Annotated in this window: 21 protein-coding genes and 1 pseudogene; 14 read left to right on the top strand and 8 right to left on the bottom strand. The window is 68.5% G+C overall.

Annotation, left to right across the window (positions count from 1 at the left end; genetic code table 11):
- Position 1: 1 nt before the first annotated feature.
- Positions 2-1,033, top strand: coding sequence for a DUF475 domain-containing protein (locus tag SALMUC_RS17960; protein WP_020039121.1), 1,032 nt, complete (start codon positions 2-4; stop codon positions 1,031-1,033).
- Here SALMUC_RS17960 and SALMUC_RS17955 read toward each other — a convergent pair.
- Positions 972-1,748: a GntR family transcriptional regulator gene (locus SALMUC_RS17955; protein WP_020039122.1), complete on the bottom strand. Its 777-nt coding sequence runs from the start codon at positions 1,746-1,748 to the stop codon at positions 972-974. The two genes, SALMUC_RS17960 and SALMUC_RS17955, sit on opposite strands and share 62 nt — an antisense overlap.
- Positions 1,749-1,871: 123 nt before the next feature.
- Here SALMUC_RS17955 and SALMUC_RS17950 point away from each other — a divergent pair, with 123 nt between their 5' ends.
- The 8 genes from SALMUC_RS17950 (at position 1,872) to SALMUC_RS17915 (ending at position 10,537) form a co-directional block, all read left to right on the top strand.
- Positions 1,872-3,011: an L-talarate/galactarate dehydratase gene (locus tag SALMUC_RS17950; protein ID WP_020039123.1), complete on the top strand. Its 1,140-nt coding sequence runs from the start codon at positions 1,872-1,874 to the stop codon at positions 3,009-3,011.
- Positions 3,011-3,727 (top strand): ribonuclease activity regulator RraA, encoded by a 717-nt coding sequence (locus tag SALMUC_RS17945; RefSeq protein ID WP_020039124.1) that lies wholly within the window; start codon positions 3,011-3,013, stop codon positions 3,725-3,727. Before SALMUC_RS17950 ends, SALMUC_RS17945 begins: the two co-directional genes overlap by 1 nt.
- A gap of 15 nt (positions 3,728-3,742) precedes the next feature.
- Positions 3,743-4,645: a 5-dehydro-4-deoxyglucarate dehydratase gene (locus tag SALMUC_RS17940; RefSeq protein ID WP_198014621.1), complete on the top strand. Its 903-nt coding sequence runs from the start codon at positions 3,743-3,745 to the stop codon at positions 4,643-4,645.
- Positions 4,642-5,598 carry an NAD(P)-dependent oxidoreductase gene (locus SALMUC_RS17935; RefSeq protein WP_020039126.1) on the top strand — a complete coding sequence of 319 codons (957 nt, stop codon included), beginning with the start codon at positions 4,642-4,644 and terminating at the stop codon, positions 5,596-5,598. Before SALMUC_RS17940 ends, SALMUC_RS17935 begins: the two co-directional genes overlap by 4 nt.
- A gap of 8 nt (positions 5,599-5,606) precedes the next feature.
- Positions 5,607-7,019 carry a hypothetical protein gene (locus SALMUC_RS17930; protein WP_020039127.1) on the top strand — a complete coding sequence of 471 codons (1,413 nt, stop codon included), beginning with the start codon at positions 5,607-5,609 and terminating at the stop codon, positions 7,017-7,019.
- A 108-nt stretch (positions 7,020-7,127) separates the two neighbouring features.
- Positions 7,128-8,168, top strand: a complete 1,041-nt coding sequence (locus tag SALMUC_RS17925) for a TRAP transporter substrate-binding protein (protein ID WP_021120587.1) — start codon at positions 7,128-7,130, stop codon at positions 8,166-8,168.
- 160 nt (positions 8,169-8,328) lie between these two features.
- The gene (locus tag SALMUC_RS17920; protein ID WP_020039129.1) at positions 8,329-10,404 is read left to right on the top strand and encodes a TRAP transporter large permease subunit; all 2,076 of its coding nucleotides are present in this window, start codon (positions 8,329-8,331) and stop codon (positions 10,402-10,404) included.
- Positions 10,405-10,414: 10 nt separating this feature from the next.
- On the top strand, positions 10,415-10,537 hold the full coding sequence (locus tag SALMUC_RS17915; RefSeq protein ID WP_020039130.1) for a hypothetical protein: 123 nt from the start codon (positions 10,415-10,417) through the stop codon (positions 10,535-10,537).
- Between the two features lie 22 nt (positions 10,538-10,559).
- Here SALMUC_RS17915 and SALMUC_RS17910 read toward each other — a convergent pair whose 3' ends face one another.
- Positions 10,560-11,261 carry an SDR family NAD(P)-dependent oxidoreductase gene (locus tag SALMUC_RS17910; RefSeq protein WP_020039131.1) on the bottom strand — a complete coding sequence of 234 codons (702 nt, stop codon included), beginning with the start codon at positions 11,259-11,261 and terminating at the stop codon, positions 10,560-10,562.
- A gap of 260 nt (positions 11,262-11,521) precedes the next feature.
- On the opposite strand from SALMUC_RS17910, the gene SALMUC_RS17905 reads away from it, so the two are divergent.
- From SALMUC_RS17905 to SALMUC_RS17890, 5 genes and pseudogenes are all read left to right on the top strand, one after another.
- Complete coding sequence (locus SALMUC_RS17905; protein ID WP_020039132.1) at positions 11,522-13,117, top strand: OpgD/OpgG family glucan biosynthesis protein; 1,596 nt, start codon at positions 11,522-11,524, stop codon at positions 13,115-13,117.
- Positions 13,114-13,287, top strand: coding sequence for a hypothetical protein (locus SALMUC_RS29980; protein WP_020039133.1), 174 nt, complete (start codon positions 13,114-13,116; stop codon positions 13,285-13,287). Before SALMUC_RS17905 ends, SALMUC_RS29980 begins: the two co-directional genes overlap by 4 nt.
- A complete protein-coding gene (gene mdoH / locus SALMUC_RS17900) occupies positions 13,280-15,070 on the top strand; it encodes a glucans biosynthesis glucosyltransferase MdoH (RefSeq protein ID WP_020039134.1) in 1,791 nt (596 codons plus the stop codon). Before SALMUC_RS29980 ends, mdoH begins: the two co-directional genes overlap by 8 nt.
- A pseudogene (locus tag SALMUC_RS31870) lies at positions 15,057-16,291 on the top strand (OpgC family protein). Before mdoH ends, SALMUC_RS31870 begins: the two are co-directional and overlap by 14 nt.
- A gap of 74 nt (positions 16,292-16,365) precedes the next feature.
- The gene (locus tag SALMUC_RS17890) at positions 16,366-17,277 is read left to right on the top strand and encodes a LysR family transcriptional regulator (protein ID WP_020039136.1); all 912 of its coding nucleotides are present in this window, start codon (positions 16,366-16,368) and stop codon (positions 17,275-17,277) included.
- 50 nt (positions 17,278-17,327) lie between these two features.
- Here the strand turns inward: SALMUC_RS17890 and SALMUC_RS17885 are convergent, their stop codons facing one another.
- The 6 genes from SALMUC_RS17885 to SALMUC_RS17860 form a co-directional block, all read right to left on the bottom strand.
- Positions 17,328-18,449 carry an aminodeoxychorismate synthase component I gene (locus tag SALMUC_RS17885; protein ID WP_020039137.1) on the bottom strand — a complete coding sequence of 374 codons (1,122 nt, stop codon included), beginning with the start codon at positions 18,447-18,449 and terminating at the stop codon, positions 17,328-17,330.
- Between the two features lie 5 nt (positions 18,450-18,454).
- Positions 18,455-18,748 carry a Dabb family protein gene (locus SALMUC_RS17880; protein WP_020039138.1) on the bottom strand — a complete coding sequence of 98 codons (294 nt, stop codon included), beginning with the start codon at positions 18,746-18,748 and terminating at the stop codon, positions 18,455-18,457.
- 80 nt (positions 18,749-18,828) lie between these two features.
- Positions 18,829-19,278 (bottom strand): MarR family winged helix-turn-helix transcriptional regulator, encoded by a 450-nt coding sequence (locus SALMUC_RS17875; protein WP_020039139.1) that lies wholly within the window; start codon positions 19,276-19,278, stop codon positions 18,829-18,831.
- 22 nt (positions 19,279-19,300) lie between these two features.
- The gene (locus SALMUC_RS17870) at positions 19,301-20,002 is read right to left on the bottom strand and encodes an ABC transporter ATP-binding protein (protein ID WP_020039140.1); all 702 of its coding nucleotides are present in this window, start codon (positions 20,000-20,002) and stop codon (positions 19,301-19,303) included.
- Complete coding sequence (locus SALMUC_RS17865) at positions 19,995-20,765, bottom strand: ABC transporter ATP-binding protein (RefSeq protein ID WP_020039141.1); 771 nt, start codon at positions 20,763-20,765, stop codon at positions 19,995-19,997. The genes SALMUC_RS17870 and SALMUC_RS17865 overlap by 8 nt, the downstream gene beginning before the upstream one ends.
- Positions 20,762-22,615, bottom strand: coding sequence for an ABC transporter permease (locus tag SALMUC_RS17860; protein ID WP_020039142.1), 1,854 nt, complete (start codon positions 22,613-22,615; stop codon positions 20,762-20,764). The genes SALMUC_RS17865 and SALMUC_RS17860 overlap by 4 nt, the downstream gene beginning before the upstream one ends.
- Between the last annotated feature and the right edge of the window lie 113 nt (positions 22,616-22,728).

Below are 22,728 nucleotides of genomic sequence, written 5' to 3'. Positions count from 1 at the left end.
CATGCTGCATTATTTCCGCTGGCCCTTCCTGTTTACCGGGATCGGCCTTGCCCTCTCGCTGGTGCTTGGCTGGAGCTACTCGGGAACCCTCGGCGGCGCCGTCAGCTTCTTCCTGATCGGGGTGGTGCTGTCGGTGCTCGAGATCTCGCTGTCCTTCGACAACGCGATCGTCAACGCCAACAAGCTGGAGCAGATGACCCCCGAGTGGCAGCGCCGCTTCCTGACCTGGGGCATCCTGATCGCGGTCTTCGGCATGCGGATCGTCTTTCCGCTGCTGATCGTCGTGGTCGCTGCCGGGATCGGCCCCTGGGAGGCGCTCAAGCTCGCCGCGACCGATCCGAGGCGCTACGCCGAGATCATCGGCGATGCGCACCTGTCGATCGCGGCCTTCGGCGGGGCCTTCCTGATGATGGTCGCGCTGAGCTACTTCATCGACGAGGGCAAGGAGGTCGACTGGATCGCCACGCTGGAAAAGCGGCTGCGGCGCTGCGGGTCGGTCCGCGGGATCGAGTTGGGCTTCGTGCTGGTTGTCATGCTGGTCTTCGGCGCGGCTCTGCCTGCCGGGCAGATGGGCGACTTCTTCTTCGCCGCGGTGGGAGGGCTCGTCACCTTCGTCGCGGTCGACGCGCTGGGTCACGTTCTGGACCGCGCCGACGCCAGCAAGGCGGTTGCCAAGGGCGGTCTGGGCGCTTTCATGTACCTCGAGGTGCTGGACGCCTCCTTCAGCTTCGACGGCGTGATCGGGGCCTTCGCGCTGACGCAGAACCTCTTTCTCATCGCCATCGGTCTCGGGATCGGAGCCTTCTACGTCCGCTCGATGACGATCATGTTGGTCGAGAAGGGCACGCTGAACGAGTTCCGCTACCTCGAGCACGGCGCCTTCTACTCGATCCTGGTGCTCTCGATCATCATGTTCTCGCAGACCATGTTCCACGTCCACGAGGTCATCACCGGCCTCGTCGGCGCCGCGTTCATCGGCCTGGCGCTGCTGTCCTCGGTGCGCCATCGCCGGAACGAGGGGTCTCGGCCCTGAAATAGTCGGGATGCTCGGCGCGCAGGGCCGGCAGCCGCGCCACGGTCTGGCCGAGGTGGCGCCGGATCGCATCGGCGGCCGCCTGCGGGTCATGAGCCTCGAGCGCCGCGAGGATCTCGCGGTGATCGGACAGGATGCGCCGGATCTTTGGCGCGTCCCAGAGATCGAGGCGCCGCACCCGGTTCAGGTGACCCGAACGCGCGCGGATGAGCTGGTGCAGCTCGGGAAACCCCACGGCGGCGAGCATCACCTGGTGAAAGGATTCGTCGAGCTCCTGGAAGGTCCCGATCTCGTCGCGCTGCTCGGCCAGGGCGTCCTGCATGCCGATGATGGTGCGCAGCCGCGTGATCGTGGCCTTGTCGATGACGGGGGCCAGGACGTGCACCACCTCGAGCTCGATGGCCCGGCGCAGGAACAGGGCCTCGTGGATCTTGTCCGCATCGATGCGGGTCACGACAGTCTTGGACTGGGGAAAGATCTCGACCAGCCCCTCGCTTTCCAGCTTCTGGAGCGCGTCGCGCAGCGGCGTCTGGCTGACGTCGTATTCCTGCGCCAGCGCCGCGCGGCTGAGCACGGTATCGGGCGGCAGGTCGAGCGCGATGATGCGCCGGCGCAGGGAATCCAGCGTCCGCCCGGCGGCAGAGGGCACCGTCCCCGCGGCGGGGTCGCCGCCCAGGCGCTGCATCAGACCGGAAAAGAGGTCCTCGTTCTTCATGCCGACATCCACATCCCGCGTTCATAATCGTGGCAGTGAATTTGACAAGTTGCAACAATAGAAATGCTAATATATCAGATGTAGGGAGAAGGCGCGGGCGTGCGGCATTCAGGGGGGATCGAGATGACAGACCACATCGCGGGGCTCAGGATTTCGCACGTGGTCCAACCGATCGCGCGGCCGGTCTCGGACGCCAAGGTTGCCACCGGCCGGCAGGTGCCGCTGGCGGCGGTCGACATGGTCTTTGCCGAGATCACCGACGAGGACGGCACGACCGGCACGGGGTTCACCTACACCCTGCGCGCGGGAGGCACGGCGCTTCAGGCCCTTGCCGAGGAGATCGCGCCGATGGTCATCGGGGCGCGTGGGGCTGACGTCCAGCGCATCTGGGAAATGCTGGGCTGGCGCACCAACTCGCTCGGGGCCTGCGGGGCGGCGTTTCATGTCCTCGCGGCCTTCGACACGGCGCTGTGGGATCTCAAGGCGCGGCGCGCCAAGTTGCCTCTGGCGCAGCTGCTGGGCAGCTTCCGTGACGGGGTGCGGGTCTACAACTCCGGCGGCCAGTACTTGCAAGCTTCGATCGACGAGATGTCTCAGGCAGCGCGCGATTCGGTCGCCCGGGGGATCGGCGGCATCAAGATGAAGGTCGGTCAGCCGGACTGGCGCGAGGACATCCGACGGATCGAAGCGGTGCGCGATGCAATCGGCCCGGACGTGGCGCTGATGATCGATGCCAACCAGCAGTGGAGCCGAGCGGAGGCGCTGGCCTTCTGCAGGCGGGTCGATGGCATGGGCCTCGAGTTCATCGAAGAGCCGCTCGACGCCCGCGACCATGCCGGCCACGGCGCGCTTGCAGCGCAACTGGTCACGCCGGTGGCGACAGGCGAGATGCTGGCCTCCTACGACGAGCATGCGGCACTCATCGCGGCAGGCGGGGCGCGCGTGTTGCAGGCCGACTGCCCGCGCATCGGCGGCGTGACCCCGATGCTGCGCGTGATGGAACTGGCCCGCAGCCAGCGTGTGGCGCTGGCGCCGCATTTTGTCATGGAGCAGCATCTGCCGCTCGTCGCGGCTTTCCCGACCGAGGGCTGGGTCGAACACTTCGACTGGCTGGAGCCGCTCTTCAACGAACGGCTCGAGATCCGCGATGGCCGGATGTGGGTGCCTGATCGCCCGGGCTTCGGCCTGACCATGTCGGACACCGCGAGGGAACATACCAAACGCAGCGTAACGCTGAGGGACAGCCCCGAAGGAGGAGATTGATGGCGTTCAATGAAGAGATCCGCACACGGCTCAAGGGGGTGTCGGTGGCGACGCTCGCCACGGCCCTGTTCAAGCGCGGGTTGCGCAACCAGGTGATCCAGGGCGTGCACCCGGTGGGCTGGAAGGGCGAGAACATGGTCGGGCCGGCCTTCACCCTGCGCTACATCCCCGCGCGCGAGGACCGCAACACGCTGGCCGAGTTCCGCAATCCCGAGCATCCGCAGCGTGTCGCCATCGAGACCTGCCCCGAGGGGCATGTGCTGGTCATGGACAGCCGCAAGCAGGCGCAGGCGGCTTCGGCCGGCGACATCCTCGTGACCCGGCTCATGGTGCGGGGCGGGGCGGGCATCGTCACCGACGGCGGCTTCCGCGACGCGCAGACCATCGGCGAACTGGCGATCCCGGCCTATCACACCCGGCCGTCGAGCCCGACGAACCTGACCAACAACGAAGCCATCGCCATCAACGAGCCCATCGGCTGCGGCGATGCCCCGGTCTTCCCGGGCGACATCATCGTGGGCGACGCCGATTGCGTGATCGTGATTCCGGCCGACATCGCCGACGAGGTCTCGGCCGAGGCCGTCGAGATGACCGCCTACGAGGATTTCGTGGTCGAGCAGGTCAAGGCGGGCGAGACGATCATCGGGCTCTATCCCCGCACCAAGGACGAACACCTCGCCACGTTCGAGGCCTGGCGCAAGAAGAACGACCGCTGAGGGGGGGCAGGGATGATCGACAACGAAACGCTGAAGTCCCGCATCGACGGCGGGCTGCTGTCCTTTCCGGTGACGCCATTCGGCGCCGACGGCGACTTCGCCCCGGAGCCCTTCCGCGCGCATCTCGAATGGCTGTCGGACTACCCGGTGTCCGGTCTCTTCGTAGCCGGAGGCACCGGCGAGATGTTCTCGCTCACGCCCTCGGAGATCGTCGAGATCACCCGCACGGCCAAGCAGGCGCAGCCGGAGGCGCCCATCATGGTCGGCTGCGGCTATGGCACGCGCATGGCCTGCGAATTGGCGCAGGGCATCGAGGAAGCGGGCGGCGACGGCATCCTGCTGCTGCCGCATTACCTGATCGGCGCGCCGCAGGACGGCATCGCCGAGCGCATCCGCGCCGTCTGCAAGTCCACGAAGATGGGCGTGATCGTCTACAACCGCGGGCAGGCGCGGGTCACGGCTGAAACGCTCGAGCAGCTGGCCGACGAATGCCCGAACCTCATCGGGTTCAAGGACGGCACCGGCGACATCGACACGGTGCGGCGGGTGACGCTGAAGCTGGGCGACCGGCTGAGCTATATCGGCGGCATGCCCACGCACGAGCTTTTCGCGCAGGCCTACCGGGGCGCGGGCATGGCGACCTACTCCTCGGCCGTGTTCAACTTCGTTCCCGAGACTGCGGTGGCCTTCCACCGCGCTTTCACCGCGGGCGACGACGCCACCTGCGAGCGGCTGCTGGAAGAGTTCTATTATCCCTTCGCCGCGATCCGCGACCGCAAGACCGGCTATGCCGTCTCGGCGATCAAGGCGGGCGTGCGCCTGCGCGGCTTCGAGGCCGGGCCGGTGCGCGCGCCGCTCACCGACCTGACCGAAGAGGAAATGGGGCTGATGCAGGACCTGATCCGGGGCCGGTCGTGAGCCGGCCCCGCGTCGCGCTGCTCGAGGCCTTCGGGCCGGAGATGCAGCAGACGGTCGAACGCCTGACAGGCGGCGTGCTGGACATCCGCTACCCGGCTTCCAACGACGAGGCGGATCGCGCGGCGATCCTGCACGACGTCGACTATGCCGTGGTGCGGGCGGTGAAGATGCCGCCCGTGCTGCTCGACGCCGCGCCGAACCTCAAGCTGCTGCACCAGTGGGGCACCGGCACCGACGGGTTGCCGGTGGCCGAGGCGCTCGCGCGCGGCATCACGGTGGCGCGCAGCCCCGGGCGCAACGCACCGTCGTTGGCCGATCACACCCTCGGGCTGATGATCGCCGTGCTGAAGCGCCTCTGCGTCGGCGACGCGCGCGTCCGCGCCGGCGAGTGGCTCGAGCCCGGCATCTACGACAAGGGCCGCGACCTGACCGGCGCGCGGGTCGGGCTGGTGGGCTACGGCGCCATCGCCAAGGAGGTCGCCAAGCGCCTTGCCGGCTTCAGCTGCGAGGTCACCTACACCCGCGCTTCCGGGCCTATCGAGGGCGTTCCGGGGTTTCTGTCCCTCGATGACTTGATCTCCGGCGCGGATGTCGTCAGCTTGCACCTGCCGCTCACCCCGGAGACGCGCCACCTCATGAATGCCCAGACCTTCGCACGGATGCGCCCCGGCGCGGTGCTCATCAATACCGCGCGCGGCGGGCTGGTGGACCAGGAGGCGCTGCTCGCGGCGCTGGAAAGCGGGCAGATTGGCGGGGCGGGGCTCGACGTTTTCGACCCCGAGCCGCTGCCGGCGGAGCATCCCCTGCGGCGCGCGCCCAACACGGTTCTGACGCCGCACATGGGCGGTGGCACGCGCGACAACCTTGCTCGGATCGTCGGCCACTGGTCCGGTAACGTGACGGCGCACGCGGCGGGCCGGGAACTCGACCCGCGCGATCTCGTCACCGGCTGAGCGGAGGCATGCATCACGCCGAAGCGCCTCCGACCCTGAGCCTGACCGACAAGGCCATTTCCACGGCGCTTCTGGTGATGATCGTCTTCGTGCTTCTGGCCCGTCTGACCGCCTCCGAGGCCGTGGCGCATGTCGCCTGGATCACCATCGGCCTGACCGTGGTGGTGGCGCTGCCGCGGTTCGGGTTGCGGGAAAGCTACCTGTTGGCGCTGTCGCTCGCGGTTGGCGCCTACGTCTGGTTCACCCGGCCGGACCGGGCGGAAATCCTTGCGGGCGCGATGGACCAGGCCGGTTTCCTCATGGCCTTCATCCTGCTGCTGACGCTGCTGCGCGAGGCGGCCATGACCTCGCCCTCGGTCTCGGACCTCGGCGGGTTTCTCACACGCCAGCCGCCTGGGCGGCGCTACGCCGCGCTCAACCTGGGGACGGCCTTCATGGCGGTGATCTTCAACATCGGCGTGGTCTCCTTTCTCGTGCCGCTGATCCAGCGTGGCATCGCCCGCGCGCAATCGGACGACGGGCGCGACCATCTGCGCGAGCAGCGCCAGCTCAGTGCCATGCTGCGCGGTTTCGCCTGGTCGGTCGTCTGGTCGCCCACGGCGCTCGCGCCGCTGGCGCTGATGGAGCTCATTCCCGGGATCGACCGGCTGCTCTGGATCGGGCTGGGCTTCACCGCCTTCCTCTGCGTCATCGCCCTGGGCTGGGCCGAGGACCGCTGGCGATTCCGCCGCTACACGCCCGCGGGCAAGGTCGTTCCGAAGGCCTTCCCGTGGCGTGCGGCGGCCTATTTCGTTGCCGCCTGCGCCTGGCTCCTGGGGCTGTCCGAGATCCTTGCGACGTTGCGGGGGGAAACCTTGGTCTTCGGCCTCATGCTGGCCTGCCCGCTGATGATCCCCGGCTGGCTCGCGGCCCAATCGGGCCTAGACCGCGCGGGACGCGCAAAGGTGCGACGGCGGCTGACGGGCCTGCTGGCGGGCAACCTGCCGCAGAGCGGGGCGCTTGCCGTGACGCTCGCGAGTTCCGGCTTCCTCGGCCGGGCCGGGGCCGGCGTTGTGCCGGGCGACGCGCTGGCGCAGTCGCTGGGCCTCTATACGATGCCCGACTGGGTGCTGCTGGGGGCGATCCCGGTGGTGCTGACGCTGTTCAGCCTTCTGGCCTTTTCACCCATCATGATGGCGATCTTCTTCGGCAGCCTCTTCGGCAGTCTCGAGACATTGCCTGCGGATGCCACGCTCATCGCGCTCGCGATCTCCTGCGGCTGGGCCCTGTCGATGACCTTTTCGCCCTTCGCGACCGTCGTGCTGCTGATCCAGCGCATCAGCGGCATTCCCGCGCGCCGCCTGTCGCTGGGCTGGAACGGCGCCTTCACCGCTTTGGCGGCAGCGCTCCTGGTTGCTTTTTTCGCGATCCTGACCGCCTGACGAATCAAATCGTTGCCACGATTATTTGACTAATATATTAGAAGAGGTGTCGGGACACGGCGTGCTGAGGAGACACGCCGCGACGTTACGGAAGTCAGGGAGGACACCATGAAAGTCACTGCAATGACGCGTGCCGTGAGCGCGCTGGCGCTGGCCGCCGGGCTGGGAGTCGCGGCCGGTGCCGCGGATGCCGCCGACCGCACGCTCAAGATCCAGACCTCGTCGAACGCGAGCCACGCATCGCTGGCCTATCTCAACGAGGAATGGGTGCCGAAGCTGGAAACCATGACCGGCGGCGCGCTGACGGTCGAGCTGCTGCCGGTGGACGCGGTGGTTCCGCGCCGCGAGACTGCCGAGGCGATCTCGGTGGGCATCCTCGACGGCGATCTCACCTCGATCAACTACTTCGCCGGGGTCGATCCGGCCTTCGCGCTCATGGGCGACCTGATCGCGGGTTACGATTCCGCCGACCAGATCCAGGCCTTCTGCGCCCAGGGCGGCGGCAAGGAAATGCTGCAGAAGCTCTTCGACGCGCACTTCGACGGCGTGCATGTCGTGGGCTGCGGCGCCTACGCGCGCGAAGCCTTCGTGTCGAAGGTGCCGGTCGAGGGCGTGGCCGACCTCGAGGGCCTCAAGATCCGCTCGCCCGAGGGCCTTGCCGCGGACGTCTTCAAGCGCGCCGGCGCGGCGCCCGTGTCGATGTCGGGCTCCGAGACCTACGGCGCGCTGGAGAAGGGCGTGATCGACGCGGCCGACAACTCGGCCTATGCCAACAACGACGCCAACGGCATGCACAAGATCGCCAAGTACCCGATCTTCCCGGGCATCCACTCGACCCCGATCCTGCAGTTCACCGTGAGCGACATGGTCTGGGACGAGCTGAGCGAGGCCGAGCAGGTCGCGCTCGAGACCTGGTATCTGGCGGCCTACAACGGTCTGCGCCAGTACTTCGACCGTCTCGACCGTCAGCTCGTGGCGCGTGACAAGGCGGCGGGCGAGCTGACCATCATCGACTGGCCGCAGGAAGAGCGCGACAAGCTGCGCGAGATCGCCCAGGAAGCCTGGGAAGACTTCGCGTCCGGCTCGGATCTCGCACAGGAGGTCTACGACACGCACATCTCGTTCATGAAAGAGGCAGGCCTGCTCTAACGCGGGCCTCGCAGACAGGTCACGTCCGGCGTGGGGGAGCGCGTGGACGTGATCCGGCGCGGCGCGGTCCGGATGGGTCGCGCCGCGCACGACCGCCGAGCATGGGGCGGACCACGCGGACCGCGGCCGCAGAGCGGCACGACGGGGGAGGAACACGGACATGACGCGAACATACGACGAGGGGGTCGCGGCCTCGGATATCGAGGTCGGTGCGCAGGACCCGCTGCACGAAGAGGCGGACCTCGCGTGGAAGGACTACACGCCGGTCGATCACGCCAGCCACGTGACGGGCATCGCGATCTCGACCTTCTACGTGATCGCCTCGCTGGCGACGCTCTACGAGGTCTTTTCGCGCTACCTTCTGAATGCGCCGACCTTCTGGGCCTTCGAGACGGTCATGGTGCTCTGTGCCGCGGCCTGGATGCTCTCGGCCGGTTACGTGACGCTGAAACAGCGGCACATCGCGATCACCGTCTTTCACGTCATGGCCACCGCGCGGCAGCGCTGGTGGCTCGACCTCTTTGCCACGATCGTCGGGATCGCCGCGCTCTACATGCTGCTGACCGATGCCCCGATCCGCGCCTATGACAGCGTGGCGCGGCTCGAGAAGTCGGGCTCGGCCTTCAACTCGCCTCTGCCCATGATGATGAAATCGCTGATCGTGATCGGCGGGTTCATGTACCTGGCGCAGCTCGTGGTGAACCTGCACCGCCACGTCGCCTCGCGCTGGGCGAAGACAGCGGTCAAGATCGCGGCGGTCTATTTCGTCGTCTACTTCGTCTCGGCCTTCCTGAGCCACGCGCTGGGCTTCGCGCCGGCCGAGATCCTCTCGGACGCGATCAGTGGCATCGGCAGGGCCCTCGACCCCTCGGCGGCGCTCGACATGCGCTCGATGGACCTGGGAACGGTCTCGCTCATCATGGTGCTGCTGCTGGTTGCGCTGATGATGACCGGCATGCCGCTGGGCATCGTGACGCTGATCGTCTCGGTGCTCATGGCGGTGGCCTTCTTCGGGCCGCGCGGGCTGTTCCTGGTCTCGTCCAACGCCACCGGCCTGCTCGAGCACTACAGCCTCGTGGCGGTGCCCTTCTTCGTGCTCATGGCCTCGATCCTCGAGCGGGCAGGTATCGCCGAGGACCTCTTCGACGCCATGTCGATCTTTGCCGGCAACCTGCGCGGCGGCGTCGCGGTGCAGACCACCGTGGTGGCCGTCGTGCTCGCGGCCATGTCGGGCGTGATGGGCGGCGAGATCGTGATGCTGGGCCTCGTGGCGCTGCCGCAGATGTTCCGGCTGGGCTATGACCGCAAGATCACCATCGGACTGATCTGCGCCTCGGGCGCGCTGGCCACGCTGATCCCCCCGTCCATCATCATGATCGTCTACGGTCTTTCGGCCGAGGTCGGCATCGGCGATCTGTTCATGGCCGGCGCCATTCCCGGCATCATGCTGGCGATCTTCTACGCGGGCTACGTGCTGATCCGGGTGAACCTGAACCACTCGCTGGCGCCGACGGCGGCCGAAGTCGCCGAGATGACGGGCCGCGACCAGAAGCTCTCGAAGGACCGGGTCACCGCCGTGATCCTCTGCATCCTGCTCATCGCCTCGGTCATGGGCTCGATCTACGCCGGGATTGCCAGCGTGACCGAGGCCGCGGCCGTGGGCTGTATCGGCGCGATGTTCGTCGCCGCCGTGCGCCACCAGTTCAAGTGGAACGTGCTCTCGGCGGCGATGCTGGGCACCATGACCACCGTGGGCACGATCATCTGGCTGGTGCTGGGCGCGGTCAGCTTCGTGGGGATCTTCAACCTCGTCGGCGGGGGCGAGTTCATGCGCTCGCTCTTCCTCGACCTCGGGCTGAGCGCGATGGGCACGATCATCGTGATGATGCTGATCCTGATGGTGCTGGGCACCTTCATGGAGTGGATCGCCATCGTCCTCATCACAGTGCCGGTCTTCGCGCCGGTGGTGATGACGCTGGCACCGGACCTCGGCCTGACCGAGGATCAGGCCAAGATCTGGTTCGGCATCCTCTTCGTGATGAATATCCAGATCTACTTCCTGTCGCCGCCCTTCGGCCCGGCCTGCTTCTGGCTGAAGTCCGTGGCGCCCAAGGACGTGACACTGCAGGAGATCTTCCTGGCCGTGCTGCCCTTCATCGCGCTGCAGGTGATCGGGCTGATGCTGGTGATCTTCTTCCCGCAGCTGGCGCTGTTCCTGCCCGAACTGCTGAACTAGGAGCGAGATCATGATCGGACGCGACACGCGCGAGGATATCGACGGCTACGGCGCCTGGCCCTGGGTCCTGGGGCTGGTCATCGTGGCGGTGATCGTCGGACTGATGTTCGGCCTCGCGAACCCCATCTCCTGACCGGAGACCAGTGGGCGGCGGCTCAGAGCGAGCCGCCCCCGCAAAGCACGATCTGCTGCCCGGTGATGCTGGCGGCGTCATCACTCAGCAGGAAGACGGCCGTGCCGGCAACCTCTGCGGGTTTGACGAGGCGGCCCATCGGGGGCTTGCGCGGGGCCGAGCCCGCACGCGCCGGATCGTGCAGCATCGGCGTGTCGGTGGCGCCGGGGGCGACGATGTTGACGGTGATCCCGCGCGGCGCCAGTTCGGCGGCCACCGAGCGGGCAAAGCCGACCAGCGCCGATTTCGACGCGGCATAGAGCGACCGGCCGGCGGCACCTGCAGCGACACGCGAGCCGACCAGAACGAAGCGGCCGCCATCGGCCATCCCGGGCGCCAGGGCCGAGACCAGCTGCGCGGCCACATCGACGTGCAGGCGCCACATGCGTGCGCCCTCGTCGCGGTCTAGGCTCTCGTGCCCGCCCACGCGCAGCAGTCCCGCGGCATGCACAACGGCCCGCATTGGCCCGACCGAGGCGAGCGCCGCTTCGGTCGCCTCGGGGTCGGAGAGGTCCACGGGAACGAAAGTGAGGCCCGGGTCCTCGATGTCGGGCGCGCGGCGGCTCAGCCCCGTGACCTGCCAGCCATCGCGCAGCAGTCGCCGCGTGATTTCCAGACCGATTCCCGAGCTGCAGCCGGTCACCAGCGCCCGCGGCGTCTCCTGTCGTCCCATGTCCGTGGTCATGAGCCTTGCTCCTCCTCCATCGCGCGGCGATCCGACCTTATCGGCACAGCTCGGGGACACAAGCGCGCAGCGTGCCGCCGAAAGGTTCCGCGGAAAATTGCCCGGTGCGGGCCGGCCGGCGGCCAACCCGCAATGTTTCGCGCAAAACGATAGCCGCGGGGCGGAATCTCGCCTGTCGAAGAGGCCGGATGATTGCCAAAGGCCGCGCATCACCAATTATCTGGGTCACACGCCCGAGACACAGGCAGGAGAGATCACGCATGGCGCGACGCGACGCAGAGGATACAGGCCCGGTGCAACCGGCCGGGTTGACCCGGCGGGAGGCACTCGGCGCGGCGGCAGGGGCGGCATGCCTCGTGGCCGGGGTGCGTCCGGCGGCCGCGCAGGCGGACGACGAGGGTGCGCGCTTTTCCTTCGCCATGCTGACCGAGCGGATGCGCGAGCTGAGCAAGGAGCCATACGCCGCGCCCGAGCAGCCCGAACTCCCGCTTCCCGAGCTGGACTACGACGCCTACCGGCACATCCGCTTCCGCAACGACCACGGTCCCTGGAACGGACCCGATGCGCCGTTCCGCCTGCATGCCTATCACCTGGGCTGGCTCTTTCCCGAGCCCGTGACGCTGAACGAGGTCGTCGACGGCGTGGCGCGCCCTGTGAGCTTCACGACTTCGGACTTCCGTTACGATGGCCCGCTCGAGGGCGAGGTGGACGCCGACACCGACCTGCCGGGGATCGCCGGCTTTCGCCTGAATGCTCCTCTGAACACCCCCGAGCGCTTCGACGAGGTCGTCTCGTTCCTCGGCGCGAGCTATTTCCGTGCCCTCGGCAAGGACAACGTCTACGGGCTCAGCGCGCGCGGGCTGGCGGTCAACACCGCCACCGGCGGCGACGAGGAATTCCCCCGCTTCAGTGCCTTCTGGGTCGAGCGGCCGGCGCCGGACGCCGAGCACGTCGTGCTCTATGCCTCGCTCGAGAGCCCCTCCGTCACCGGGGCCTACCGGTTCGTCGTGACCCCGGGCGAGACGACCCGGATCGATGTCACCGCGCGGCTCTTCTTCCGCGAGGCGGTGCAGCAGCTCGGCGTGGCGCCTCTGACCTCGATGTATCTCTTCAGCCCCAAGGACGGGGACAGGTTCCACGACTACCGCGCCCGGGTGCACGACAGCGATCACCTGATCCTGCGCAGCGAGGGGCAGGCGGCGGCGCGGCCGCTGAACAACCCCTCGCGCCTTTCCAATTCCTATCTCGCCGCCAGGGGGCCCGAGGCCTTCGGCCTCGTGCAGCGTTCGCGCGGGTTCGACGCCTACCTCGACGCGGGCGCGCATTACGAACGCCGACCCTCGCTGGTGGTCGAGCCGGTGGGCGACTGGGGACGCGGCAGCGTCCGGCTCATCGAGATCCCGACCGACATCGAGACGAACGACAACATCGTCGCCTTCTGGGTGCCCGAGCAGGCCGTCGAGGCCGGTGACGCCCTGGAATTCGACTACCGCCTGCACTGGGGCATGGCGCCTCCGGGCGGCCGTCCGAAAACTGCCCGGGTTCTGCGCACGCTTGCCGGAAAAGGCGGCATCGCAGGGGTCGAGGGCGACAACGGTCGGCAAAAATTCGTCGTCGATTTCGAAGGTGGCGCGCTGGCGGAACTTGCCTCCCCGTCCGACGTTGCACCTACCGTGACAGCCAATGGAGGTGAACTGGCCGAGGCGGTGCTTTCGCGCATCGACGGTTCCGACGTCTGGCGGCTGGTGATCGAAGTGGCGGCCGAACCGGGCGCCACAGTGGAACTCCGGGCGACGCTCATGGACGGTTCGCACCGCCTGTCGGAAACCTGGCTCTATCAATGGATGGCGCAATGAAGGACCTCGACACGATCAACCGCGAAGACGCGGCAGTACGGCAAGACGATCACGACTGGTCGCCGCCCACGGCACCGCTGGCAATGCCGCCCCAGACGCTTGAACGCCGGCTGGAACCGACCGGCCTGCGCCGCCTGCTCGGCATGACGCAGAAGGCCGGTCATGCCTGACACCCCGCTCATGGCCGACGGTCCGACCCGGCTGCGCCGCGTCGGCGCGCTGGCCTTCGCGGCACTTGCCGCGGCCGGCGCCTCGGTGATCCTCGCGCAGGTGTCGGCCGAGGACGGCTTTGCTGCCTGGGATGCCCTGCGCACCGCGCTGATCTTCATCACGACCGCCTGGTTGGCCTGGGGCGCGGTGCAGGCCTTTCTCGGGCTGCCGCCCAGGCGCGAGGCGCCGGTGCGTCCCGAGCTGGCCCACCCGCACCCGCCGACCGTTGTCCTGCTGCCGATCTGCAACGAGGACCCGGTCGCGGCCTTTGCCCGCGTGAGCGCCATGGACGGCTCGCTGCGGGCCGCAGGGCTCGATGTCGACATCGCCGTCCTGTCGGACACCAAGGACGCATCCGCGATCGCGCGGGAGCAGGCGGCTTTCGCCGTGCTGCTCGAACGCACCGGCGGGGCAGGGCGCATCTTCTACCGCAACCGCGAGGACAGTCGCGGCCGCAAGGCCGGCAACATCGAGGATTTCATCCGCAACTCGGGCGGTGCCTACGAGTTCGCGGTGACGCTCGACGCCGACAGCCTCATGGAGGGCGAAACCATCCGCACGATGATCGCGCGGATGCAGGCCGAGCCCGACCTAGGGCTGCTGCAGACCCTGCCGCAGATCACCGGGGCGCATTCGCTCTTCGGCCGTGCCCTTCAATTCGCGGCGGCCTTCCATTCGCCCATCTTCGCACGCGGACTGGCCCGCCTGCAGGGCCGCACCGGGCCATACTGGGGCCACAACGCCATCGTGCGCACACGGGCGCTGGCGCGCTGCTGCGGCCTGCCGGAACTGGCCGGCCGCCCGCCCTTCGGCGGCACGATCCTCAGCCACGACTACGTCGAGGCGGCGCTGCTGGCGCGCGGAGGCTGGCGCGTGACGCTCGACGAGACCATCGGCGGCTCCTACGAGGAAGGTCCCGACAACATCACCGCCTTCGCGCGCCGCGACCGGCGCTGGTGCCAGGGCAACCTGCAGCACATGCGCCTGCTGACCGCGCCCGGCCTGCATGGCTGGAGCCGCGTGGTCTTCGTGCAGGGCATCCTCGCCTATCTGGTCTCGCTGCTCTGGGGCGCTTTCCTGCTGGCCTCGGTCGTGGCGACGGTGACCGCGACGCCGCCCGACTACTTCCCGCAGCCCGCCCAGCTTTTCCCGGTCTTTCCCGACGACCGCACCCGCGAGATCATCGCACTGGGGGCAGGCGTTGGCGGTCTGCTGCTTCTGCCCAAGCTCTCGGTGCTGGCCGGCGCCATTGCCGGCGGCCGGGTCCGGGGCTTCGGCGGCGCGCTTCGCGCGGCCGGTTCGGTGATCGCCGAGATCCTGCTGACCTCGGTCATCGCGCCGCTGATGCTGATGTACCAGTCCCGCGCCGTGCTCGAGGTCTTCTCGGGCCGCGACGGAGGCTGGCCCGCCAACCAGCGCGGCGAAGGTCGTCTGAGCCTGGCCGAGGGCTGGCAGGCCGGCCGGTGGATCGCGCTCTGGGGTGCGGTCCTGCTGGGGCTGACCGCCTGGCTCGCGCCGGTGCTGGCGCTCTGGCTGTTGCCGGTGGGAGTGCCGATGATGCTGGCGCCGCTGCTGATCTCGGCGACCTCGCAGCCGCTGGCCCCCGGGCTCTTCGTCGTGCCGCAGGAGCAGGCCCCGGGTCCGGTCATCCGTGCCTATCGCACCGAGCTTGCGCGGTGGAGGCCCGCAACTGACAGCGACGTGCCGGCCCCTGATCACGGGGCGGCCGATGCGGCCGTCTGACAAGAAGCTCGTCGCCTTTCCGGGGGCCGCTCCGCCCGCGCGCGAGCGGGACCCCCGGATCGATGTCTTCCGCGGGATCGCCCTGCTGATGATCCTCGTGGATCACATCCCGGGCAATCCATACGAGGCGCTGACCATCCGCAACTTCGGCTTCTCGGATGCGGCCGAGGGCTTTTTCCTGATGTCGGGCATCGCCGCGGGCATCGCCTATTCCGGCAATATCGAGCGCTGGCGCGACGGACGCGGCAGTATCGGCGCTGCCGGCGGGCCGATCTGGCGGCGGGCCTGGACGCTCTACCTGGTGCAGCTCTTCATGACGCTCTGGGCGCTGGCCATGTTCGCGGGTGCCGCCCAGCTCTTCGTCCAGCCCGACCTGATCGAACAGCACAACATCTCGCGGATGTTCGAGACGCCCCTCGCGGCGTTTCCCGGGTTGGCGGCTCTGACCTACCAGGTGGGCTACGTGAATATCCTGCCGACCTACATCGTGCTGCTGCTGGTGACGCCCTTCGTGCTCCGCGCGGGGCTTCGGGCGCCCTGGTTCGTGCTGGGGGCGGCCACGCTGGTCTGGTTCGCCGGGGGTGGGCGCGCTGGAACGTGCCCAACAGTCCCGGCGGAGGCGGCTGGTTCTTCAGCCCGGTCACCTGGCAGATGATCTTCGTGTTGGGCCTCATGGTGGGCGTAAGCCACAGGCGCGGCGAGCGGTTGGTGCCGGTGTCGCGGGCGGGCTTCGCGCTGGCGGCGGGGTTCCTGATCCTCGTGCTGGCCTGGCGCCACGTGCCGGGCATGGGCGCATGGATGAACCACAAGATGTGGGTGCTCGGCAGCTGGGGCGTGCCGGACAACCTCATCACGCACACCAAGTCCTACCTCGGTGCGCCGCGTCTGCTGCACGCGCTGGCGCTGGCCTATGTCCTGTCCTGCCTGCCCGCGGTGCGCCGCGCCTCCGCGCATCGGTTCGCGGCGCCCTTCCGGCTGCTGGGCCGGCAGGGACTCGCGGTCTTCGCCACGGGGACGATCCTTGCGCTGGCCTGCCAGATCCTGATGGACGTGGAGCCCGATGCGCGCTGGCTCGGCTGGGTGCTGCCGCCGATCGCGGTCGCGCTGTCGCTCCTGCTGGCGGCGCTGCTCGACGGCAAGCGCCGTCGCAAGGAGCCGCACGAGACGGCAGCGCCCGCGGCCGCCGCGCCGCGCCCGGGCGGAGTCGCGGCCGAGGCCTGACCGGCGGCGTTGCGCGGGGCGTGGCGTTCATTCAAGATACCTATCATGAATGGATGCGGTGAAAGCTGGGTGCAATGATCGGCAAGCTCGAGATGTTCCTCGCGCTGGCCAAGGAGCAGCATTTCGGCCGCGCGGCCGAACGTCTGAACATCGCGCAGCCGACGCTCTCGACCGGCATCCGGCAACTCGAGGAACAGCTCGGCGTCAAGCTGGTGCAGCGCGGATCGCGCTTTGGTGGACTGACGCCCGAGGGGCAGCGGGCGCTGATCTGGGCACGACGGATCGTCGGCGACACGCGGCGCCTGCGCGACGAGATGCGGGCCTCTCATGCGGGGCTCTCGGGGCACCTGCGCCTCGCGGTGATCCCGACGGCGCTGACCTGGGCGGCGCGTCTCACGGCGCGCTTTACCAAGGCGCATCCAAACGTGAATTTCACCGTGCTCTCGCGCTCCTCGGCCGACATTCTCGACCTGCTCGAGAACCTCGACGTCGACGCGGGTCTCACCTACCTCGACAACGAGCCGCTTGGCCGGGTGGCCGCCACGCCGTTGCACCGCGAGCTCTACTCCGCGCTCTGCCCGGCGGACCATCCGCTCGCCGGGCGCAAGACCGCGAGCTGGGCGGACCTTGCCAGCCAGCGGCTGTGCCTGCTGACGCCGGACATGCAGAACCGGCGGATCATCAACCGCGGCTTCATGGCCGCGGGGGTCGAGCCGCAGCCGGTGGTGGAATCGAACTCGACCATCGTGCTGGTCTCGAACGTGGTGCACGGCGGCTACGTCACGATCCTGCCAGACGACCTGGCCCGGTTCCTTGCGACCGGGCAGGACCTGGCGGTGGTGCCGATCCGCGATGGCGGTCCGGTGCCCACCGTGGGCCTGATCACGCTGCATCAGGAGCCCTTCACGCCCGTCTTGCAGGCGCTCATCAAGGAGGCCGGCGCAATCGCCGAGACCGGCTCAGGTGCGCCCGCCGAAGCGCCCTAGGCGGCCGAGAGGACGCGCCTGCGGCAGGTCTGTCTGCCGACCGAAGCGGGTCAGTCAAGCTCGGCGTAGCGAGCCTTGAGCAGCGCCTCGGCGTATTCCGCGTCGGCCCGGCTGTCGTGAACGATGCCGCCGCCGACGCTCAGCTCGGCCCGGCCGTCCGGATGGCAGGTCAGGGTGCGGATGGCCACGTTGAAGCTCATCGATCGGTCGGGAGCGATCCATCCCACCGTGCCGCAATAGGCGCCGCGGGGCCCGTACTCGAGATCGTGCAGGATCTCCATCGCGCGGATCTTGGGCGCGCCGGTGATCGAGCCGCAGGGGAAGAGCGCCCTGAAGAGGTCGCCAAAGGTCGTGCCCGCCCGGATCTGCGAGGTGATGCGCGAGGTCATCTGGTGCAGCGTGGTGTAGCTTTCGACCGAGAAGAGCTCGGGCACGCGGACACTGCCGACCTCGCTCACCCGGCTCATGTCGTTGCGCAGCAAGTCGACGATCATCAGGTTCTCGGCCCGGTTCTTGGCCGAGAGCTTCAGGCCATCCGCCTCGGCCCGGTCCGCCTGGGGCGTGGCGCCGCGCGGGGCGGTGCCCTTCATCGGTTTCGTGGTCAGCAGGCCCTCGGCGTCGAGCGAGAAGAACAGCTCGGGCGAGCGCGACAGCAGCGCGACCTCGCCCAGTCGCACCAGCGCGCCGTGCGGCACAGGCTGGCGCCGCGCGAGCCGGGCGTAAAGCGCCGTGACGTCGCCCTCGTAGCGGGCGCACATGGGGAAGGTCAGGTTCGCCTGGTAGATGTCACCGGCGCCGATGAAGTCGTGCACGCGCTCGAAGGCCCGCGCGTAGCGCGCGGCATCCCAGAGCGGCTGCGGGGCCGAGAGGCTGGCCGCATCCTCGGGCGCGGCCGGGCGGCCGGGCTGCGGCCTTTCGAAGACGCCGAACTGCATCAGCGGCAGCGCGCGGTCGGGCGGCATCAGCGGCGCGAGCTTGGGGTCGAGGGCATAGCCCAGCTCGTAGCTGGCGTAGCCCGCCAGCCAGCGCCCGCGCGACATGGCCCGCTCGACCGCATCGAAGGCGCCCGGCACCTCCTCGGGGCGGTGGGCCGAGATCACCTCTTCGGGGTCGGCGAAATGCGTGCCGTCGCGCAGCGGGCCGGTGTCGAAGAAGACGCCCTCGGCCGCCATGGCGCTCAGAAGTCGGCCGCGATGCGCATCTCGCGCAGGGGACGGACCACGTCGATGGACTTCTGGTAGATCGGATGCGCCTTGTAGGCGGCCAGCGCCTCGGCGTCGTCGAACTCGGCGTAGACCACCACGTCGACCTCGCCCGAGAGCGTGTCGACGCCGCTGTTCTCGACCACCTCGAAATGCCGCGAATGCGGGATGTCGGCCAGCTGCGCCAGGCCCTCACGGATGCGCGCGATGTCGGCGCGGTCCTTGGCGCTGAAAAAGACGACGTGTCGGATGAAGCTTCGGTCTGTCACGGCAATTCCCCGGGGTTCGCGGTCCTGTTCGGAGCGCGGTGTCGCGCAAAGACCGGCTCAGCGCAATGGGGTTCGGGGCCTCAGGCGATCTTCGTGAGCAGGCGCAGCAGCGTGTCCTTCTCGCGGTCGCGCAAGGGGGCCAGCGTTTCGGCGCTGACGCGGGCCGCGGCCTCGGTCGCCTCGTCGATCAGCGCCACGCCCGCGGCGGTCAGCGACACCAGGTGCCGGCGCCGGTCGTCGGGGTCGGCGGCGGTCGAGAGAAAGCCGCGCGCGATGAGGCGGTCGACCACGCCTTTGGTGGTGGCGCCGTCCATCGCCACGGTGCGGCCCAGCCGGTTCTGCGACATCGGCCCGTCCTCGGCCAGCCGGTGCATCACCGAGAACTGCGTCGGTGTCAGCTTGCCCGGCACGAGCTCGGAGAAGATGGTCGAGTTGCGCTGGTAGGCCTTGCGCAGAAGGAAGCCGATCTGCTCGTCGAGCAGGTAGCCGTGCTCGGCGCTGGTGCGCGCACGGGGGGCAGTCTCGGTCACGGGCGGCTCCTTCTCCGGCCGGTCAGACGGAAAGGTAGGCATCGCGGATTTCCGGGTGGGCTTCAAGCTCGGAAAAGCTGCCGTCGAACTTCTTTTCGCCGCCCTCGATGATGATCGCCCGGTCGGCCACGGCCCGGGCAAAGTGCAGGTTCTGCTCCGAGATCATGACCGTCAGCCCCTCGGCCTTGAGCTTCATGATGGTCTCGGCCATCTGCTCGACGATGACCGGCGCGATACCCTCGGAGGGTTCGTCCAGCAGCAGCAGTGACGGGTTGCCCATGAGCGTGCGCGCGATGGTCAGCATCTGCTGCTCGCCGCCCGACAGGTGCTTGCCACGGTTCGTACGGCGCTCGGCGAGGTTGGGGAAGATCGCGAAGAGCTGCTCCTCGGTCCAGGTCGGCGTGTCCTGGCGGGAGGGCTGTCGGCCGGTCTCGAGGTTCTCCATCACCGTGAGGTCGGTGAAGATGCGCCGGTCCTCGGGGACATAGCCGATGCCGGCCTTGGCGACGCGGAAGGCGGGCTGGCCCACGAGGTTCTCGCCCTGGAAGTGGATCGCGCCGGTGCGCGGGCGCACCAGCTGCATGACCGACTTCATCGTCGTGGACTTGCCCGCGCCGTTGCGGCCCAGCAGCGCCACGACCTCGCCCCGGCGGACCTCGAAGCTCAGGTCGTTCAGGATGTGCGCCTTGCCGTAGTAGGAATGGATGCCATCGACCTCAAGCATCGGCCGCCTCCTTGAAGAGCGTCCCGCCGCCCAGGTAAACCTCCTGGACTTGCGGGTTGTTGCGCACCGCCTCGGCGTCGCCGTCGGCGATCAGCTCCCCCCGGTTCAGCACCATGATGTGATGCGCGTGGGCGAAGACCACGTCCATGTCGTGCTCGGTGAAGAGGACCGAGACGCCCTGGTCGCGCACGATGTCGGCGGTGAGCTGCATCAGCTCGATCCGCGCACTGGGGGCCATGCCGGCCGTCGGTTCGTCCATGAGCAGCAGGCGTGGCCGATGGCAGAGCGCGATGGCCAGTTCCAGCCTCTTGAGATCGCCGTATGCGAGGATCGAGCAGGGGCGGTCGGCCTGGTCGGCCATGGAGACGGTCTCGAGGAACTCGAAGGCCTCCTCGCGGTAGAGCTTCCAGGCCCGGGGCCAGACCGAGAAGAGCCGGTGGTTGTGGCTCATCAGCGCCATCTGGACGTTCTCGATCACCGTCATCGACTGGTAGGTGCCGGTGATCTGGAAGGTGCGGCCCACGCCGCGCCGCCAGATGTCGCGCGGGCGCTTGCCGGTGACGTTCTCGCCGTCGAGGAAGACCTCGCCCTCGGTCGGCTTCAACTGCCCCATGAGCATGTTGAAGCAGGTCGACTTGCCCGCCCCGTTGGGGCCGATCAGCGCCTTCAGCTCGCCCTGCTGGACGGAAAAGGAGACGCCGTTCACGGCGAGAAAGCCGTCGTAGCTCTTCTTGAGATGTTCGACGCGCAGGATCTCGGTCATGCCGCGTCCTCCTTGTGCCGGATGCGGGCCCAGAGCGTGCGGAACGAGCCGACGATGCCCTCGGGCGCGATGATGACGACCGCGATGATGACGAGGCCCAGCAGCAGGCGCCAGTATTCAAGCCGGGTCAGCCAGTCCTCGACCAGGGTCATGAAACCTGCGCCGACGACCCCGCCGGCGAGCGTTTTGACCCCGCCGAGGAAGACCACGATCAGCGCGTCGAAGCTTGCGGCGATCTCCAGCTCGGTCGGAAAGACCGACCCCTTGGAGAAGACGAAGATCCCGCCCGCGAGGCCTGCCATGGCGCCGGCCAGGGCGAAGGCGCCGAACTGCACGCGCTTGACGTCGATGCCGGTGGCCTCGGCCTGCCGGGGGCTGTCGCGGCCCGCGCGGAGGGCGTAGCCGAAGGGCGCGTGGATGACGTGGCGCAGGAAGATGATGCCGCCGACGCCGAGGATCAGGGTGAAGTAGTAGTAGGGCACCGTGCCCGAGAGCCATTCGGCCGGCCAGATGTTCACCAGACCGTCGTCGCCGCGCGTCACGTCGCGCCACTGGTAGGCCAGCGACCAGACGAGCTGCGAGAAGGCGAGCGTCAGCATGGCGAAGTAGACGCCGGTGAGCCGGATGCAGAACCAGCCGATGGCCAGCGCGAGGATGCCAGCCGCGAGCGGTGCGAAGAGGAAGGCCAGTTCCATCGGCGTGTCGAAGTGGAAGACCAGCAGCGCGGCCGCGTAGGCGCCGCCGCCGAAGAAGGCGGCATGCCCGAAGCTGACCATCCCGCCCGAGCCGAGGATGAAGTGCAGCGAGGCGGCGAAGAGGGCGAAGACCACCATGTCGATCATCAGGATCAGCACGAACTGGTCGGCGAAGAGCGGCAGCAGCGCCAGCAGCCCGAGGAAGGCCGCCACGGCGATCTGGCCGGCGGGCGGGTAGGGGCGGATGGGCGTTTCCGGTGCACCCACCTGGCCGTGCTCACCTGCAACCTCCTCGCGGCCGAGCAGGCCGTAGGGGCGGATGATGAGCACCACCGCCATGACCACGAACATCAGCACCAGCGTCGACTGCGGAAGGTAGGTCACGCCGAAGACGTTCAGAACCGAGATGATGACCGAAGCGATGAAGGCGCCGGGCAGCGAGCCCATGCCGCCGATCACCACCACCACGAAGACCGCGCCGATGATGTTGAAATCCATCAGCAGATCGGCGCCGCCCTTGGGCAGCTGCAGCGCGCCGCCGAGGCCCGCCAGCGCCGAGCCGAGCGCGAAGACGCCGGTGAAGAGCCAGGCCTGGTTGACCCCCAGCGCGCCGACCATCTCGCGGTCCTGCGTGGCCGCGCGCACCAGCACGCCGAGGCGCGTGCGGGAGATGAGATACCACAGCGCGAAGAGGATGACCGGCGTTATGGCGATCAGGACGATATCGTATTTCAGTACCGGCTCGCCGAAGATGCGCCAGATGCCGCGCAGGCCGGGCGCACGCGGGCCCAGCCGGTCCTCGGCGCCCCAGACCATCAGGGCGAGGTCCTGTATTACAAGGATCACGCCGAAGGTGGCGACAAGCTGGAAGAGTTCGGGCGCGCGGTAGATGGGGCGCAGCACGACCATCTCGACCAGCGCGCCGATGAGGCCCACGGCAAGGCCGGTCAGCAGGATCGATCCCCAGAAGCCGACGTGTCCGGGCAGGATCTCCATCAGGGTGACGCCGATGAAGGCGCCGAGCATGTAGAAGGATCCATGCGCGAAGTTCACGATCCGGGTGACGCCGAAGATCAGCGACAGCCCGGAGGCCACGAGAAACAAGGCGGCGGCATTGGCGAGCCCGGTCAGGAACTGGGCGAAGAAGAAGGCCATGTCAGGCGCACTCCGTCATCAGGGCGGCGCTGGGGCCGCTCGTCACGTCGTTCGGGGATGATCTGCGCGAAAGGGAAGGGGTGCGCCCCGGGGCGGGGCACACCCGGCAGGGC

The organism is Salipiger mucosus DSM 16094, from assembly GCF_000442255.1.
In the GTDB taxonomy this organism is placed as follows: Bacteria; Pseudomonadota; Alphaproteobacteria; order Rhodobacterales; family Rhodobacteraceae; genus Salipiger; species Salipiger mucosus.
This window is presented reverse-complemented; position numbering and strand designations above follow the sequence as displayed.